The 14,769-nt window shown below is 48.2% G+C and carries 12 protein-coding genes; 4 read left to right on the top strand and 8 right to left on the bottom strand.

Translation table 11 applies throughout. The features are described 5' to 3' along the window. Positions 1-7 precede the first annotated feature (7 nt). Positions 8-3,046, bottom strand: a complete 3,039-nt coding sequence (ydiJ, locus tag ACCI51_RS06935; RefSeq protein ID WP_371843079.1) for a D-2-hydroxyglutarate dehydrogenase YdiJ — start codon at positions 3,044-3,046, stop codon at positions 8-10. Positions 3,047-3,288: 242 nt separating this feature from the next. Here ydiJ and ACCI51_RS06930 point away from each other — a divergent pair, with 242 nt between their 5' ends. From ACCI51_RS06930 to ACCI51_RS06920, 3 genes are read left to right on the top strand one after another with little or no spacing between them, the layout of a single operon-like run. Beyond that, the gene (locus tag ACCI51_RS06930; protein ID WP_299580101.1) at positions 3,289-4,251 is read left to right on the top strand and encodes a YbgA family protein; all 963 of its coding nucleotides are present in this window, start codon (positions 3,289-3,291) and stop codon (positions 4,249-4,251) included. An 8-nt stretch (positions 4,252-4,259) separates the two neighbouring features. Continuing rightward, positions 4,260-5,198, top strand: coding sequence for a MerR family transcriptional regulator (locus ACCI51_RS06925; protein WP_371843078.1), 939 nt, complete (start codon positions 4,260-4,262; stop codon positions 5,196-5,198). Next, complete coding sequence (locus ACCI51_RS06920; RefSeq protein WP_371843077.1) at positions 5,195-6,676, top strand: cryptochrome/photolyase family protein; 1,482 nt, start codon at positions 5,195-5,197, stop codon at positions 6,674-6,676. Before ACCI51_RS06925 ends, ACCI51_RS06920 begins: the two co-directional genes overlap by 4 nt. Positions 6,677-6,842: 166 nt before the next feature. On the opposite strand, the gene ACCI51_RS06915 is transcribed toward ACCI51_RS06920, so the two are convergent. The 3 genes from ACCI51_RS06915 to ACCI51_RS06905 all read right to left on the bottom strand — a co-directional run bounded on the left by ACCI51_RS06915 (position 6,843) and on the right by ACCI51_RS06905 (position 9,899). Further along, the gene (locus tag ACCI51_RS06915) at positions 6,843-7,040 is read right to left on the bottom strand and encodes a CPXCG motif-containing cysteine-rich protein (protein WP_299580092.1); all 198 of its coding nucleotides are present in this window, start codon (positions 7,038-7,040) and stop codon (positions 6,843-6,845) included. Between the two features lie 104 nt (positions 7,041-7,144). After that, complete coding sequence (locus tag ACCI51_RS06910) at positions 7,145-8,101, bottom strand: mechanosensitive ion channel family protein (protein WP_371843076.1); 957 nt, start codon at positions 8,099-8,101, stop codon at positions 7,145-7,147. 217 nt (positions 8,102-8,318) lie between these two features. Continuing rightward, complete coding sequence (locus ACCI51_RS06905; protein ID WP_371843075.1) at positions 8,319-9,899, bottom strand: mechanosensitive ion channel family protein; 1,581 nt, start codon at positions 9,897-9,899, stop codon at positions 8,319-8,321. Positions 9,900-10,168: 269 nt separating this feature from the next. On the opposite strand from ACCI51_RS06905, the gene ACCI51_RS06900 reads away from it, so the two are divergent. Next, entirely contained in the window at positions 10,169-10,609 is a 441-nt protein-coding gene (locus tag ACCI51_RS06900) for a YqaA family protein (RefSeq protein WP_299580083.1), read from the top strand. A gap of 484 nt (positions 10,610-11,093) precedes the next feature. Here ACCI51_RS06900 and ACCI51_RS06895 read toward each other — a convergent pair whose 3' ends face one another. The 4 genes from ACCI51_RS06895 to ACCI51_RS06880 all read right to left on the bottom strand — a co-directional run bounded on the left by ACCI51_RS06895 (position 11,094) and on the right by ACCI51_RS06880 (position 14,609). After that, positions 11,094-11,579, bottom strand: coding sequence for a GNAT family N-acetyltransferase (locus ACCI51_RS06895; protein ID WP_299580080.1), 486 nt, complete (start codon positions 11,577-11,579; stop codon positions 11,094-11,096). Positions 11,580-11,936: 357 nt separating this feature from the next. Next, positions 11,937-12,869, bottom strand: a complete 933-nt coding sequence (locus tag ACCI51_RS06890) for a DUF4124 domain-containing protein (RefSeq protein ID WP_371843074.1) — start codon at positions 12,867-12,869, stop codon at positions 11,937-11,939. Between the two features lie 57 nt (positions 12,870-12,926). Continuing rightward, positions 12,927-13,640, bottom strand: a complete 714-nt coding sequence (locus tag ACCI51_RS06885) for an aspartate/glutamate racemase family protein (protein ID WP_299580074.1) — start codon at positions 13,638-13,640, stop codon at positions 12,927-12,929. Between the two features lie 177 nt (positions 13,641-13,817). Next, positions 13,818-14,609, bottom strand: a complete 792-nt coding sequence (locus tag ACCI51_RS06880) for a S41 family peptidase (RefSeq protein ID WP_371843073.1) — start codon at positions 14,607-14,609, stop codon at positions 13,818-13,820. Positions 14,610-14,769 lie beyond the last annotated feature (160 nt).

Below are 14,769 nucleotides of genomic sequence, written 5' to 3'. Positions count from 1 at the left end.
TAAATCCCTAGTTGTCGAGTTGTGCCAGCAGTCCCTGTAGCGGGTGACGCAGATTCACACCTGCAAATCGGTTGGCCTGACAGCGGCAGGAGTAACCGGTGGCGAATTGGTTGTGCTCGCTGCCATTGAGTTTGGGCGCCCAGGATTGTTGGAAAATCACCCTGGAGGTCTCTTTGTGGGCCGCTTCGTGGCCATAGGTGCCAGCCATACCGCAACAACCCAGGCTCTCATTTTGAAGTTCCAGGCCCAATGCGGAGAACACCTTTTGCCAGTCTTTCAAAGAGGCCGTTGCATTCGTTTGTTCGCTGCAATGCGGTAACAACTGGAAGCTGCCAGGGCGTACCCGCGCGCGTTGCTGCTGCAAGTGTTCCTGTTGCTGTGCCAGCCATTCCTGTAACAGCTGCACCTTTGGTGCGCGCTCGCCCAGAAGTTTCTTGTATTCGGAGCGGTAGGTTAGGGTCATGGATGGGTCGATACCGACAAGGGGAATACCGCTGTCGGCCAGAGTGTTCAGCATCTCGCTGTTGCCTTCGGCAACCCGCTGGAACTGGCGTAAAAACCCATGTACGTGCAGAGGTTTTCCATTGGCGCGGTAGGGGGCGAGAATCGGCACAAAATCTAATTGTTTGAGCAGGCGTAAAATATCTGCGACCACTTCGGCATCAAAATAGCTAGTAAAGGCATCCTGGACGATGATCACCGCTCGGCTGCGCTGAGAGGGTCCGAGGGTCTCTAGACAGGCTTGACTGGCGGTGGGTACTCCCAGTTCGCGCACACTGGCTTGCAACGTTTTGCGTGACAATAGGGGGCTGTCTACCATGCCGAAGATACGCTCCATCAGAAAAGAAACGGGCTTCAGCTTGAGCGGCCAATTGTAGAGCTGCGGCAGTTTTGCCAGATGCGGCATCAAAAATTCCAACCCGCCCACGGCATAATCTTTTAGCGGGCGCAGATAGCGACTGTAATAGAGTTCGAAGAATTTGCTGCGAAATTCCGGCACATCGACCCGGATGGGACATTGTCCCACACAGGATTTACACGCCAGGCAGCCCTGCATGGCTTCGTTCACTTCATGGTTAAAATCGTACTCGCCGCGTGTTTTCGCCAGGGTATTGACGAGGCGCTTGGGCAGGCCGACAAAAAAGGAGCGCTCGCGGTATTTTTGTGCGCTGGCGACCGCATCTACCTCGTGCTTGCTCAATAGTCGCAGCCACTCGCGCATCAGTGAAGCACGCCCCTTGGGCGAGTGAATCCGGTTGCGGGTGGCCTTGTAGGAGGGACACATGGCATCGTCGGGGTTCCAGTTAAAGCAGGCACCGTTACCGTTACAGTGCACTCCCTCCTCATACCCCTCCCATACCTGCGCGGGAATCTGCCGGTCGTGTTCACCGCGGGTGGTCACCGCGTCAATTTTTAGCAGGCTGACGTTATCGCTGGGAGTGGCAATTTTACCGGGATTTAACTGGTTATATGGATCGAAGGCGGCTTTGATCTTTTGCAGCTCAGGGTAGAGTTCCCCGAAAAACTCCGGAGCGTATTCAGACCGGACCCCTTTGCCGTGCTCACCCCAGAGTAGCCCGTTATATTTCTGTGTGAGAGCCACAACCCGGTCGGTAATGGGGCGTATTTGCGCCGCCTGCTGGGGATCTTTCATGTCGATGGCTGGGCGTACATGTAACACGCCGGCATCCACATGGCCGAACATACCATAGTCGAGATTGGCCTCATCCAGCACTGCGCGGAACTCGGCAATAAAGTCCGCCAGGTTTTCCGGCGGTACGGCGGTATCTTCCACAAAGGGGATCGGGCGCTTTTCCCCTAGGGCATTGCCCAGAAGGCCGACTGCGCGCTTGCGCATGGCCCAAATCCGATTGACTTCGGCGTGGCCGCGGGCGATGGAGTAGCCGAAGCTCTTACCCGGTTGGCCGATGGTGGCCTCGATATGTGCGATAAATTTTTCTAACGCGCACTCCAATTCCTCTGCGGAGTCAGCGGCGTACTCCACCAGATTGATGCCTTTTACCGGTCGGTCTTCCGCGGGGAAAAACTCGCTGACGCTATGCCACACGATATCTTCCATGGCCAGCTGTAAGACCTTGCTGTCCACCGTTTCGATGGACATGGGGCCCGCCAGCATTAAATCTTTGGCATCGCGCAGTGCATCCTGGAAGTGGTCGTACTTCAGGTTGATCAGGGCCACGCATTTGGGAATGGGCAACAGGCTGAGTTTGGCTTCTGCAATAAACCCCAGGGTGCCCTCGGAGCCGCACAGTACGCTATTGAGGTTAAAGTGCTCGCCCTGGCGAATATGGGCTAGATCGTAACCGGTGAGGCAACGATTCAGCTTGGGAAATTTCTGTTCGATTAATTCGGCTTTTTCCCGCGCGACAAGGTCGCAGGTTTTATGTACCTCGGCGACACGGCTGTCTCCCGTGCAGATATCCTGCAGTTGTGTCTCCTCTATCGCAGAGGAGCGCCACAGCTTGCCACCCAGGAGTACGGTGTTGAGCTCCAGAACATGGTCGCGGGTTTTGCCGTAGACGCAGGAGCCCTGACCGGAGGCATCGGTATTGATCATGCCGCCGATGGTGGCGCGGTTACTGGTGGACAATTCCGGGGCAAAAAACAGGCCGTGGGGTTTGAGTGCGGCATTTAGCTGATCCTTGACCACGCCAGCCTGTACGCGCACCCACCGCTCTGCTGCGTTGATCTCCAGAATCTGGTTCATATGGCGGGAGATATCCACCACCAAGCCGTCGGTGAGGGACTGACCGTTGGTGCCGGTACCCCCGCCTCTGGGCGAGAGCACTACGGAGCGGAATTCCTCCCGCTGGGCCAGTTCCGCCAGCAGCTGCAGGTCGCGGTTGTTGCGGGGGTACACCACTGCCTGGGGCAGCACCTGGTAAATAGAGTTGTCCGTTGCCAAAACGGTGCGGCTGGCGTAACTGGGCGTGGTCTCGCCGCGGAAACCCGCGTCCGCCAGTTCCTGCAAAAACTGCAAATAGAGCGCCTGAACCTCGTCGACTTCGCGCAATGCTGGAATCATGAGCTAATCCGTACTTTCGGGGAGGTGGGGACCGCAAAATGCCGGGGTAGGTGGTGAGATACAGTATCGCAGCACTGCCGCGCGGTAAAAATGCGGCCCTGCATTGTAGCCGTGGTGCGAATGGGCGCAAGCCGCTGAAGAAGGGTGGTTGAAAGTAAAAAGTTGTACAAGAGAAGCTCTTGTACAACTAGCCGAGGGAGGCTATAAAAAGGAAACACGAAGCTACCCTGTGCTGCAAAACTATGCATATCCAACTTTTGCCTCAAAAAATTCCGGTGGGAATCAGCCGCTGTGCGGTGGGTGACCCTGTGCGGTACAACGCGAGCCACAAGCACAGTAAAGTCTGTACCCAACTACTGGGCAATTGCTTTGAGCTGCATTCTTACTGCCCTGAGGTTGCCATTGGCATGGGGGTTCCAAGACCACCGATTCATCTGATTGTGAGCGATCGCCTGCGAGCGGTCGGGCGTGAAGATCCCACAATGGATGTCACCGATGCATTAGAGGCGTATGCGGATCAGGTTGTGCCTGAAGTGGAACATTTACGCGGTTTTATCCTGATGCAGAAATCACCCAGTTGCGGGATACGCACTACACCCCATTACAAGGAGGATGGAACAGGCGTACTGGCGCATGATTCAGGGCTGTTTACCGCGCGCCTGCGTCACCACTTTCCACATCTGCCGGTGGAGGAGGTGGGGCGTCTGAATGCCAGCGATATCCGTGAAAATTTTCTCACCCGTGTTTTCGCCTACGATGCCTGGCATCGCTATGTGGCCACCGATCTGCGCCCGGGCAGGGTGATTGAGTTTTACACCGCCTATAAATACCTTTTACTGGCCCACAGCCAGCCGCTGACTCGCGCCCTCGGCCAGTTTGTTTCCAACTCCCGAACAATGTCGGTGGAAGACTTCGCCTATGGCGTGCGGGGCAAAATGATGGAAATTCTCAATCATCAAGCCAGCCGGAAGGATCGTACCAATGCTCTGATGCACAGCCAGGGACATCTTAAAGGTTATTTAAACAAGGAAGAGCGGGCTGAACTGGCTCGCTTGATTGATGAGTATCGCCAGGGTAATAAGCCCCTCTCGGCGGTGCTTACCATGCTGCGTCACTATTTGCCACGCAGTCCCCACCACTTTATTCACAGTCAGGTACTGCTCGCTGCAGAGCCCGCTGAGCTCGGACTGTGTGAATTTCGCTGATCGCTGCCATGATTGAAATTGAATCCCCCCTAGAAGCCCACCTGCCTATTCGCGAAGTGGCGCGCCGCACCGGTGTTCACCCGGTGACGTTGCGGGCCTGGGAGCGCCGATACGGCCTCTTGACTCCAGCCAGGACCCATAAAGGCCATCGCCTCTATACCGAGGAGGAAGTGTTACGCATTGAGGAGGTACTTGATTGCCTTGCCCGTGGCGTAGCTATCGGTCAGGTGCGCGAACTGCTGGAGCGTGCCCCGGATTCTCCACTACGAAAAGAGAATGCTACGGATACTGAAAACAATTGGGGTGAGATGCTGGATGAAACCTGTGTGTTGCTGCAGAGCTTCGCCGAGCCACAATTGCGTCAACGCCTGGATCAGTGGATCGCTGCGTTTCCAGCACCGCTGTTGCTGGAGCACTGGTTAAAGCCCCTGCAGGCCAAACTGGCGCGGCCACGCCAGTCAGAAAAGGGAGTCGCACAGAGTTTTTTTTGGCAGGTATTAAACGAACAGTTGTTATTCGCAAATGGTATTGCGCGCAAAAACCTGCGCAAAGACCAGCTGTCGGGTGCTGGCCGTTTGCTACTGCTGGGCTTTTCCGGTGATGACCAGCGGGCATTTACTCAGTTGTTTGGGGCAGCACTTTTGGCCGCGGGCATTGGCATTGTGGTTCTGGATTATCGCGCCGCCACGGCGGGATTGGAAGATATTGTAGAAAAGCTCGAAGTACGCGGGGTGCTCTGCTATAGCCACCGGGCACTGCCAAAGCCTTTTCTTTCAAGGGAGTTACCAGGCTTGGCTCGAGGGCTTGGCAAGCCTCTCTGGCTGGCGGGAGATTGTGTAGAAATGCAGCATGCCGATTTGGATAACCTGAAAAAACAGCCAACTTCTTCAATACTCCAGGGCACTACAAGCTGTGTGATCACACAACTTCGGGAGCAGCTGAAATGAGAAGCCGATCGACCTCCTTGGGCCGCGGCCTAGTCTGGTTTCGCAACGATCTGCGTATTCAGGATAATTCGGCGCTGTATCACGCCGGTAAGCGCTGCGAACAATTGGCCGCAGTTTTTATCGCTTGTCCCGACAGCTGGCAAAGCCATAATGAAGGCGATGCATTGGTCGCATTTCGCATGGCCTGCCTGCATGAGCTGCAAACCCAGCTGCAAACTCGCAATATTCCCTTGTATTTCCTCCAGCTTTCTACGTTCTCCCAGGTACCCCAGGCACTTGAGCAAATTACCCGGCGCCTAAAAATCGAAACAGTGTTTGCCAATGCCGAGTACCCCTTGAATGAACAGCGCCGAGACCATGCGGTGCGAGATAGATTGAGAGAAAATGGTGTTGCGGCTGAATACCACAGTGATCGCACGCTGTTACCGCCTGGAGCCGTAAGAACAGGGGCGGGTGAACCCTACAAGGTTTTTACGCCTTTCAAACGGGCGTTGATTCAGTTGTGCGCAGAGAGTGAGATCAAGCCTCTGCCTGTTCCGAGGAAGAAACCCCTGCCTAAGGAGGGCGCACACTGGCCAAAGTGGCTTGCACTGGAACTTGAGGAAAACAAAAAACTCACCCAGAAAATACCTGAACACCTCCCGCATTTTGCGATTGATACTGCGAAATCTGGAATTGTAAAGGGGTGGAAAAGTGGGGAAAAGGCGGCACAAAAACGTCTGAAGTTATTTAGTGAAAGAATCTCAGGCTATCAGGCAGAGCGGGATTTCCCCGCACTGGATAGTACCTCGCATCTCTCTCCCTATTTAAATTGTGGGGCTATTTCTATTCGTCAATGTATGCAAATGGCCCTGAACCTGAACCAGGGTCATTGGCAGAGCGGCAATGCGGGGATTAGTTGTTGGATTAGCGAGCTGATCTGGAGAGATTTTTATACACATCTACTTGTGGATTTCCCCCATCTCAGTAAGGGCCAGCCGTTTAAGGCGGAAACGGATCAAATTCCATGGCGCTATGATAAGGATCTGTTTTGTCGTTGGAGTCGCGGTGAAACAGGAGTGCCTATTGTCGACGCCGCTATGCGCCAGTTAAATGAAATTGCCTGGATGCATAATCGCTTACGCATGGTCGTAGCGTCGTTCCTTAGTAAGAACCTGTTGATCGATTGGCGTTGGGGTGAGCGCTATTTTATGCAGCACCTGATTGATGGTGACTTTGCGTCTAACAATGGCGGTTGGCAGTGGACGGCCTCGACGGGCACTGATGCCGCACCTTATTTTCGCGTGTTTAACCCCTACAGCCAGTCGCAGAGATTTGATCCCAATGGGGATTTTATCCGCAGGTATGTGCCGGAGCTGGACTCCCTCAATAACAAGGAAATTCATGATCCCCCGAGTATGGCTAATTATCCCTCGGTAATTTGTGATGTGGGCGCTGGGCGCAAGCGGGCGATAGAGGTATTTTCCAATTTGAAATAAATGAATTTAGAAATAGGCCTCAAAGGTGAAAGAGCATGATACCCGGAACTTTGAAATGGAAGAACGTGACTGGGGGACTATAGACGTGTTTGGAAAGTAACTTGAGAGAGGGGCGCCCATATTTAATTAATCGCTCTCGAACTATTTTCCCAGTACTCACAGACACTTAGAATGTCTCATCCTCTCTATACACTCTGATGGAGATATCACCATATAGGTCTGAACAAACCTGAAATACGATAGGTTGGCAACAGACTTGGCAGTCTTCTGTATATTCCTGTGGCAGCACAGACCCATCGATTAACGCGCTAAAAGATTCCCCACAGTAGGGGCAGAGAATGGATTCTTCAATGACCTGGTGCACCGCTGTCTAGCCTCTCCAACCTTTTTTATTTTGTTCTTTGTACAAGCTATTCATTCTGTTAATTGCAACAAGTATTAATGCGGAGTTTGACTTTTAAATAGTGGTTAGTCGAGTTTTAGAGGCTCCTTAAATGTAAGTGTGCGATAGGGAAAGGGAATTTCTATGCCGGCTTGGTCGAGAGCACTTTTCACAGCGGTGACTACCTCTGCACGGGATTGGCGAATTTGCAGTGGCGTTGATCCTGTCCACCAGCTAACCTCGATATCAATACTGCTCTCCCCAAAAGATTTTGGGAATATCTGAATAGGATCTTCATCACGCACCGTCTGGCAAGAAGCTACAGCTGACTCAAGAATGGATACCGCTTTCGGAATCTTTTCGTGATAGGCCACACCGACCATAATTGTCGCCCTGCGCTTGACTCGACTGGTGATAACTTCACAGGGGTTTTTGAATAGAAATAGATTAGGGACTACGACGAGCTCACCGCTAACCTTGCGAATATTGGTATTACGCACCTCAACAACCTCCACCCGTCCGCAAATACCCTGACACTCAATAAAGTCGCCTTGCTCGATGGGGAATCGCCACAATATCAGTATTCCAGCGAAAAAATTCTCAAAGATATCCTTAAAAGCCAGACCAATAGCGACAGAGAGGAGCCCAACTGCACCTAGGGCCTTTGTGGGGGTCAGGCCAGGGAAAAGCACCATCGCTGCGAAAAGCAGACCAACGAGCCAGGTAGCGCTGGTTAGTAATCGGACAAATAGATTCTTTAACGATGCCCTGGAAGTAGTATGGCGGAATAGGCGCCCGCCGAAATGTCGCACCATACGGGCGACGAACCAGGTGATGAACAATACCATTACACTGGCGATGATATATGGGGTATGACCCAGGAAACTACTCCAGATACGCTCGACGGAAGAAATGACAGTCTGGGTAGCTATAGAAAAGGAATCGGGAAGGAGTCTCTCAAAAAAGGATTTCTGTGCATCCTGCTGCTGTGTTTTGAGTAAGGGTTCTAGCCGCAGAGCTTGATCGTTTGATAGGAGGCGCATTATTGCCTGGTCTCTGTTTTCTTGGTAAAACCCATATTGCTCGTGATTGCTAAAGAGCTTTCGTTCTGTCCCCCATTGTAGAAGTATTATCTATTCCAGTGGTTGATAACAGGATTTGTCTGACAAGTAAGGCCGCGACACCGGATAAGCTTAATTCACCTATCCGGAGAGTCACGGCTCCCCGCCCAATAGAATGGTTTAGGTTGGTATGGAAATACTAGTCATCGTCAGCACAGCTGTTTTCGTAGGCCAGTTCACCGGATACCTTATCGACGGTATCTTTTTCTTTAACCTCTACCCGGGCAGCGGGCGCTTTCCCTTTTTTGTCTTCCCCAAAGTAAATAGTTTGGTGGGGGAAAGGTATCTCAATACCTTTTTGATCAAATAAAAATTTAATGCGCCTGTTAAATTCCCTGCCAACATACCATTTTTCATGCGCCTTGGTTTTTGTGCGGGCCTTAATGATGACGGAGCTGTCAGCAAAAGCATCTACACCCAGAACCTCGAGGGGCTCCAAGATGAGAGGGCCAAACTCTTCACTTGCGCGCATTTCTTTATCCACTTCTTGCAGGTGGTGAATAACGTCGTCGGTGTTCTCGCGGTAGGCAATACCGATTTCAAACATGTAATAACTGAAGTGCTTTGTCAGGTTGTCCACCACGGAAATATCGCTGAATGGTACTGTATAGACGGTACCGTTCAATGCCCGCAGCTCTACCTTGCGCAAGGTAATATTGGTCACTTCACCCGTTCGACCTCCAACTTTTACGATGTCGCCAATTTGCAAAAGATCCTCTAAAAGCACAGTAAATCCGTTTAAAAAATCTTTAACCAGTGCCTGGGCACCAAAACCAATAGCAATACCAAATACCCCGGCACCTGCCAGCAAGGGGATTACATTAATATCCAGCTCGGATAGCAACACGAGTGCAGCCATTACAGAGAGAAGAAACAATAATATATTCTTGGCCAGGGGCACGAGTGTACGCATTCGCGCATTGCTGGTGACTCTGTGCCCATTAAAGTAATGTTCTGTGATTGCGTTTACCAGCTCCCAGATACCGATAAAAATAGCCAGTACTGCGAAGGTTACCACTACGATTTCTGCAAAATTTATCAACGTATCTTGTGAGAGGAAAAGCCCAACGGTGGACGGAAAAAGCTCGGAGGCGGTATAAATCACCAAAAGAGCGGCAAGGAGATAACCAAGCCATCGTTGTAGGCGAAATAGGGGAGCAAATCGATTGCCGTGCAGGTCAAGTTTACTCCGTAAAATCGACATTTTTTTATCTATAAAGCGTGCAAAAAGGTTGTTAGATAATACAGCCACTAAAATCAGTAGTATCGAAATACCAAAAAGTAATAATGATCCTGCCTGGTTTGCTGTTAATCCATATGCATTAAGCAGGTCGGTATATTCATCAACCACTTCGGTAGCTATTTCATCCACTACTAAAACATCGCTTATTTTGAGTAGATCCGTATTATCCTTAGTCGTTTGTCGTAACTCCTCCAAACTGCTGATGAGCGCTGACCTGTGGTTAGGGTTCTGTAAAAGCTGAATGAGCTGATCTATCTGTTGCGTATGAGGTGTGTCGTTTGCCGGTGTATCAAGATTGGCTGCACTAGCAGTTTGGCCGGTGCTTGCCGTCGTAGCATTTTTGTTGTGCTGCTCTTCCTGAGCGCTTGACAACACAGGCGAGAGACAAAAAGTGATTGTGAAAATAGCAATGGCTATTAGCTTGTTATGGGTTTTTTTTACCCATTGGTTGTATTGACACTGGAATGTGTAAACCATTTAAAAAATACCTAATATCCATTACTCTACCCTGTGCCTGCAAAGAGTGTGCCAGTAAGCTAGATGGCTTTAGGGCTAGGTAGTCTACGAAAAGCTTGGCTTTCTTTTGATGGTTTGACATTAGGCCGCTGAGTCAATGTAAGTTTTTCTAAGGCTTAGTAAGAGTTACAAGAGGTCTATGATTCCCCTGATATGTGTAATTTTAATAAGGTGTTAGTGTTAATGAGTACGGTTGACAGGACTATTCTTAGCTGGGGGAAGTTTCTTTAATGGATAGTTTTGTCGAGTGGGGGATAGTTGGTCTTTTTATTTCTGCGTTCTTGGCGGCAACGATTCTACCTTTAAGTTCAGAGGTTGTATTAACCACTTTACTATTAAATGGCTTGTCGCCAGCCACATTAGTGATAGTTGCCACCATTGGTAACGTAGCAGGTTCACTGGTTAACTATGCTTTGGGGTATTGGGCTAGCTTGAGTGTCATAAAAAAGTGGCTGAGAATGTCTGAAAGTGAATTTGTACAGGCAGAGCGGCGTTTTACAAAGTATGGGGTATTATCATTATGTTTTTCCTGGATGCCGTTAGTGGGTGATCCATTAACAGTAATGGCAGGGGTCTTAAGGATTCGTTTGTTGTGGTTTTTGATTTTGGTGACCGCGGGAAAGCTATTACGTTATATGGTTTTAAGTTATATGCTGCTGCGCGTCAGTTAATGCAGGTGACTTTTAATCTATCGTAAAGTTGATTCTAAAGTGGTTGTTTTTTGTAAAAGTAGAAAGCTCCTCTATCGAGTGTGTCGAAGGGTTTTTGGTTCGACGAAGTTATTTACAAAAAACTGATGGTGTAATGAAAAATACAGAGGGTGAATACGCAGCTGTCGATTAAATGTTTGGCTTGCCAACGCTTGGTTTCGTTGCGAAGTCAATGGATCACAGCTTTACTGTGCTTAGTGAATTATTAAGTATGGCCATTAGTCATTGCCGGTGTGTGATCTGAGGCCGCAAATGGTATCTATGGGTGAAGCAACTGCGGTTTTCATTGCTTGTGATTTCAAAATCGTATGATTTGTGATGTGTTCGAAAATGTAAACCGCCATTGTTCTTATTGCTCCTTGGGATATCCAGTATTCAATAGTTGATATTTGCATGAAATTGAGCGCCATAGGTTATGGTGAGTGTTGTAGTGTTCATTCATGTGTTAAATTAGCGGCTTGAACATAACATAAGCATCTACAAATCCTATTTTCTTATGATTGAATGCCTTGGGTAATGTGCCTATTTTTTGGAAGCCCAATTTCTTCCAAAGTGCTATTGAAGCTTTGTTTGTGGCTACAACCAAATTGAACTGTAACGCTAAGTAGCCAGCCTCAACCGCAAAGTCTATAGAGTGCTGAGCAAGGCTATGACCTATACCAAAACCTCTATGTGTCGGGCTTACAACATAGCCTGCGTTTCCGACATGAGAGCCTAAGCCGGATTGATTATCCTTAAGGTGGTAGCTGCCAACTACCTTTTTATCAGTAATAGCAACAAATGTATATTTTGGTTTTTTAATCCAATAATCCCAAGCCTCCTGTTCGTTGGTTTCTGGGCTATTGGGGAAAGTATCTCCTGCCTGGAATACCGATTTGAGTATCTCCCAAACATCTTTCCAATCGCTGTCTCTATATTCTCGAATTTCCATTTTCTTACTTTTATCTATATTTTCACAACAAGAGAAATACTTACTAATAACGAAGAAGGTCAGCGGACTGTAAGCTATTTATCTTCCGCTCCTAGTCAGGAGTCTCAAGTGAGCTGATGTTAATCAGCTTTCTAAAAACATGATGCCAGATCGAAATTTTCTAAGGGGAAAGCTTTTCGATCTGAGCTGTTGAATTATTGCATTTTTCGAATTTTACTCGTGGATTTTTCAGGAAGAATTATCCTCGTCGCTGAAAGTTATAAAATTATTGGTATCCCTTTAGGAAACAGTTCGATGGTGGGTGCCTCTAAATACCGGGTAAATTGAGTTCGTAATAAGAATTTTTATATGTAGACTTTAAAAATTGATATGTTTTTCGGTTTCTCCACTTAGCCAGTTTCTCCAGTTGATCTCAAGGCTTTTTATTCCGCCGATATAGTCCTTGTCTACATGGTAATAGGATAGGGTGCGATCTCCACGTTCGAATTTATGTATTAGCCGAATGACAAAGCTTTTGCCTGTCGGTGCTGAAAGCAGAAAGTATAGAAATTGACCGGTTTGTGGCTGTAATCTTGCTTTACCACTTCTCAATTGGTGCCTCCAGTTTTTGCTGGGCAGGCTCAGGAAGGTGGCTATATCCATAAGTTGCTCCCTGTACTCGGGAGGGTTAATCCACCTGTAATTTTCCATATGGCGGGTGATACGCAGCTGTTCACCTGACCTTGAGAGAGTTTCCATCTGCTCGGCCAATCCTTCATTGAGCCAGGATGGTGAGTAGGGGGTTACCGTATCAGTGATCGCGTGGCTAACTTCATGCTTGATGGTGCGAAAGGTCCTTGCCCTTTCTTTTTGCATGTAAACTATGATCTGGTTATCTTGAGGAAAATAAACTCCATATGAGCTTGATGGCTCTTTCCCCATTCTTTCCCTTAAATGTTCGTAGTAGGCTTTTTTATCTTTGAGAACGAGAACTTTTACTGGTACTGTCTTGTAGAAATCAAAAAATAGAACACGATCATAAAATTCATAAACAAGATTTACATCTTCAACAATCTTATTTAGCTCTTGTTTGCTGAGATTGGTGTCGACAGCCTCTACAGAAATGTCATGGCGTGACCAATAGGACGTATGGCTTTTGGGCTTTATGACTTCCTGTTGAACACTGTCTATTTTCTGATCGCTAAAATGTACCTGGCCATTTTTATCTGTCCACTTATAGATATTGGCTATGGCAGTGAACGAGGTTAGTGATAGGAAAAGGGCTGCTATGGCCGACAGATAAGTGGTCACTGCTCGAAACTCTCTTTAATAATAAGATTTGGTACACTTGTTCATCTTGTAGGCGAATTATTTAAGCGTGGATATTGCTTTAAATATCGCCGCTTGAGCTAATAGGTGGGTGGAGTTTAGCGTTGGGAGTGCTGAATTGCTATCGTTGATAATGAGTGGTATCTCTGTACAGCCAAGAATTACAGCATCGCACCCTGCTTCTTTCAAACTTCTTATTGTATCCTGAAAATATTTCACACTCTCCACTCTATAAATGCCATTGACGAGCTCATTCATAATCAGGTAACCAATCCTGGTAATGGTTTCCTGTGGTGGGCGCAACCAGCTGAGGTGTGCGTCTGAAAGTTTTGCCGGATAGACATCACTCTCTACCAGCCAGTGGGTACCAAGTAATCCCAGCTTTTTGTAACCCTTAGAGATTGCTGCAGCAATTACACCATCGGAAATATGTAGCCATGGCAGGGGTGATCTTTCTACGACATATTCGTATGCCTGGTGGATAGTGTTGTCTGGACAGATCAAAAAATCGGCGCCCTGGGATTTGAGCTTATCCGCGGATGAGAGCATTAAGTCGCTAATACCTTGAAAATCACTGGAATCCAAATATTCCACATAGCGAGCGAGGGAGTGGGTGTGCATGGATATCTCGGGATGGGCATGTTCACCGAGATACTTGCCACTCTCTGTACAAATCGTTTTGTAGCAAAGGGCTGCTCCCTCGGCAGAGCAGCCAACAATACCGATATGTTTTATCTGTTTAGGATCCTTCACTTATTCACTCCACTATTCATCTGAAAAATTAAGAATGCCTTCGCTATAAGATGGGTCTTAAAGACGTCCTTGTATGCCTTTCTTCGGTGACTACGACTGACATGCATCTGAGATGCTGAATTTTCTTTTATTGAATTAACTTTCATCGTTATGAAGCTTAGTTGGGCTCCAGCAGTTTTAATTACTCTTTGACTTCCTTGATTTTTTGAGTATTGACCGCAGATAATTGTATTTGTTGAAGTGATAATCGATAAGTCTTATTAAACGCGACTCCCTGCGACTTTTTATATCGGATTGAACCCCTGTGCCTTCCCAGTGACTTTTGGTTATAGGGTTTATTGCCTTGGCAATTGGAATTACCACTCCGAATGTGTTGTCTAACTGGAAAAGTTGCCAGGTGTTCGCGCCTCCTTTGGTTGTTTCACCAATAATGGTGGCTCGCTTGAGATGTTTTAAGTAATAGGCAAACGATTCAGCAGCGGAGAAGGTATCTTCGCTGGTTAAAATACATACTGGAGTGTCGGCCATTCTTTTGCCATTGATTTTTTCGAAAGTCCAGAATTCAGTAGTGCTGTCTGTAGCTTTCCAGTAAATGCTGTTTAAATGGGTTGGCTCCTCAAAGAGATAGCTACTCATCAGGCGACCCATATTACCATCACCGCCACCATTACTGCTTAGGTCGAAAATGCTGGCATTAGTGTTTTCAATTAGAGCCATAGCGGCTTCAACGCGTTTTCTTGATGCATCATTAACCTGATCGAAACCCCAAAAATTAATATAGCCAACATTACCTTCAAGGGTTTCAATACGGGTAAATCCAGAATTTTTTCGGGTCAGTTTGGTGAACCAGTTTTCGTGTTTTGGTTGGTTGTGAGAGGCATTTGGGGCAGACCACCGCACACCAAAATGTTTCTCGTGTACTTTTGAAAGTACTTTGGCAGCCAGTTCGGGGGTTTCTGCCTGCTCCACGGCCTCGAATTGTGAGGCTTTCTGTAAGCTTTTACGTATTGCGGGAATGTTTTCCTGGAGTATATATTGTCTGGAAATCTCACGCTCAACGGTATCAATCAGAGTCTTTTTTGCTCTGCTGAAAAAGTTGTTGAGAAGCTGAGGCTTGACATAAGCAGGG

Source organism: Microbulbifer echini, assembly GCF_041447225.1.
GTDB classification, from domain to species: Bacteria; Pseudomonadota; Gammaproteobacteria; order Pseudomonadales; family Cellvibrionaceae; genus Microbulbifer; species Microbulbifer echini.
Note: the sequence above shows the minus strand (reverse complement) of the source record. Positions and strands in the feature narration are given on the sequence as shown.

Coding starts and splice junctions, on each gene's coding strand:
- ydiJ (WP_371843079.1), bottom strand. CDS start 3,046: ATGATTCCAGCATTGCGCGAAGTCGACGAGGTTCAGGCGCTCTATTTG.
- ACCI51_RS06930 (WP_299580101.1), top strand. CDS start 3,289: ATGCATATCCAACTTTTGCCTCAAAAAATTCCGGTGGGAATCAGCCGC.
- ACCI51_RS06925 (WP_371843078.1), top strand. CDS start 4,260: ATGATTGAAATTGAATCCCCCCTAGAAGCCCACCTGCCTATTCGCGAA.
- ACCI51_RS06920 (WP_371843077.1), top strand. CDS start 5,195: ATGAGAAGCCGATCGACCTCCTTGGGCCGCGGCCTAGTCTGGTTTCGC.
- ACCI51_RS06910 (WP_371843076.1), bottom strand. CDS start 8,101: ATGCGCCTCCTATCAAACGATCAAGCTCTGCGGCTAGAACCCTTACTC.
- ACCI51_RS06905 (WP_371843075.1), bottom strand. CDS start 9,899: ATGGTTTACACATTCCAGTGTCAATACAACCAATGGGTAAAAAAAACC.
- ACCI51_RS06900 (WP_299580083.1), top strand. CDS start 10,169: ATGGATAGTTTTGTCGAGTGGGGGATAGTTGGTCTTTTTATTTCTGCG.
- ACCI51_RS06895 (WP_299580080.1), bottom strand. CDS start 11,579: ATGGAAATTCGAGAATATAGAGACAGCGATTGGAAAGATGTTTGGGAG.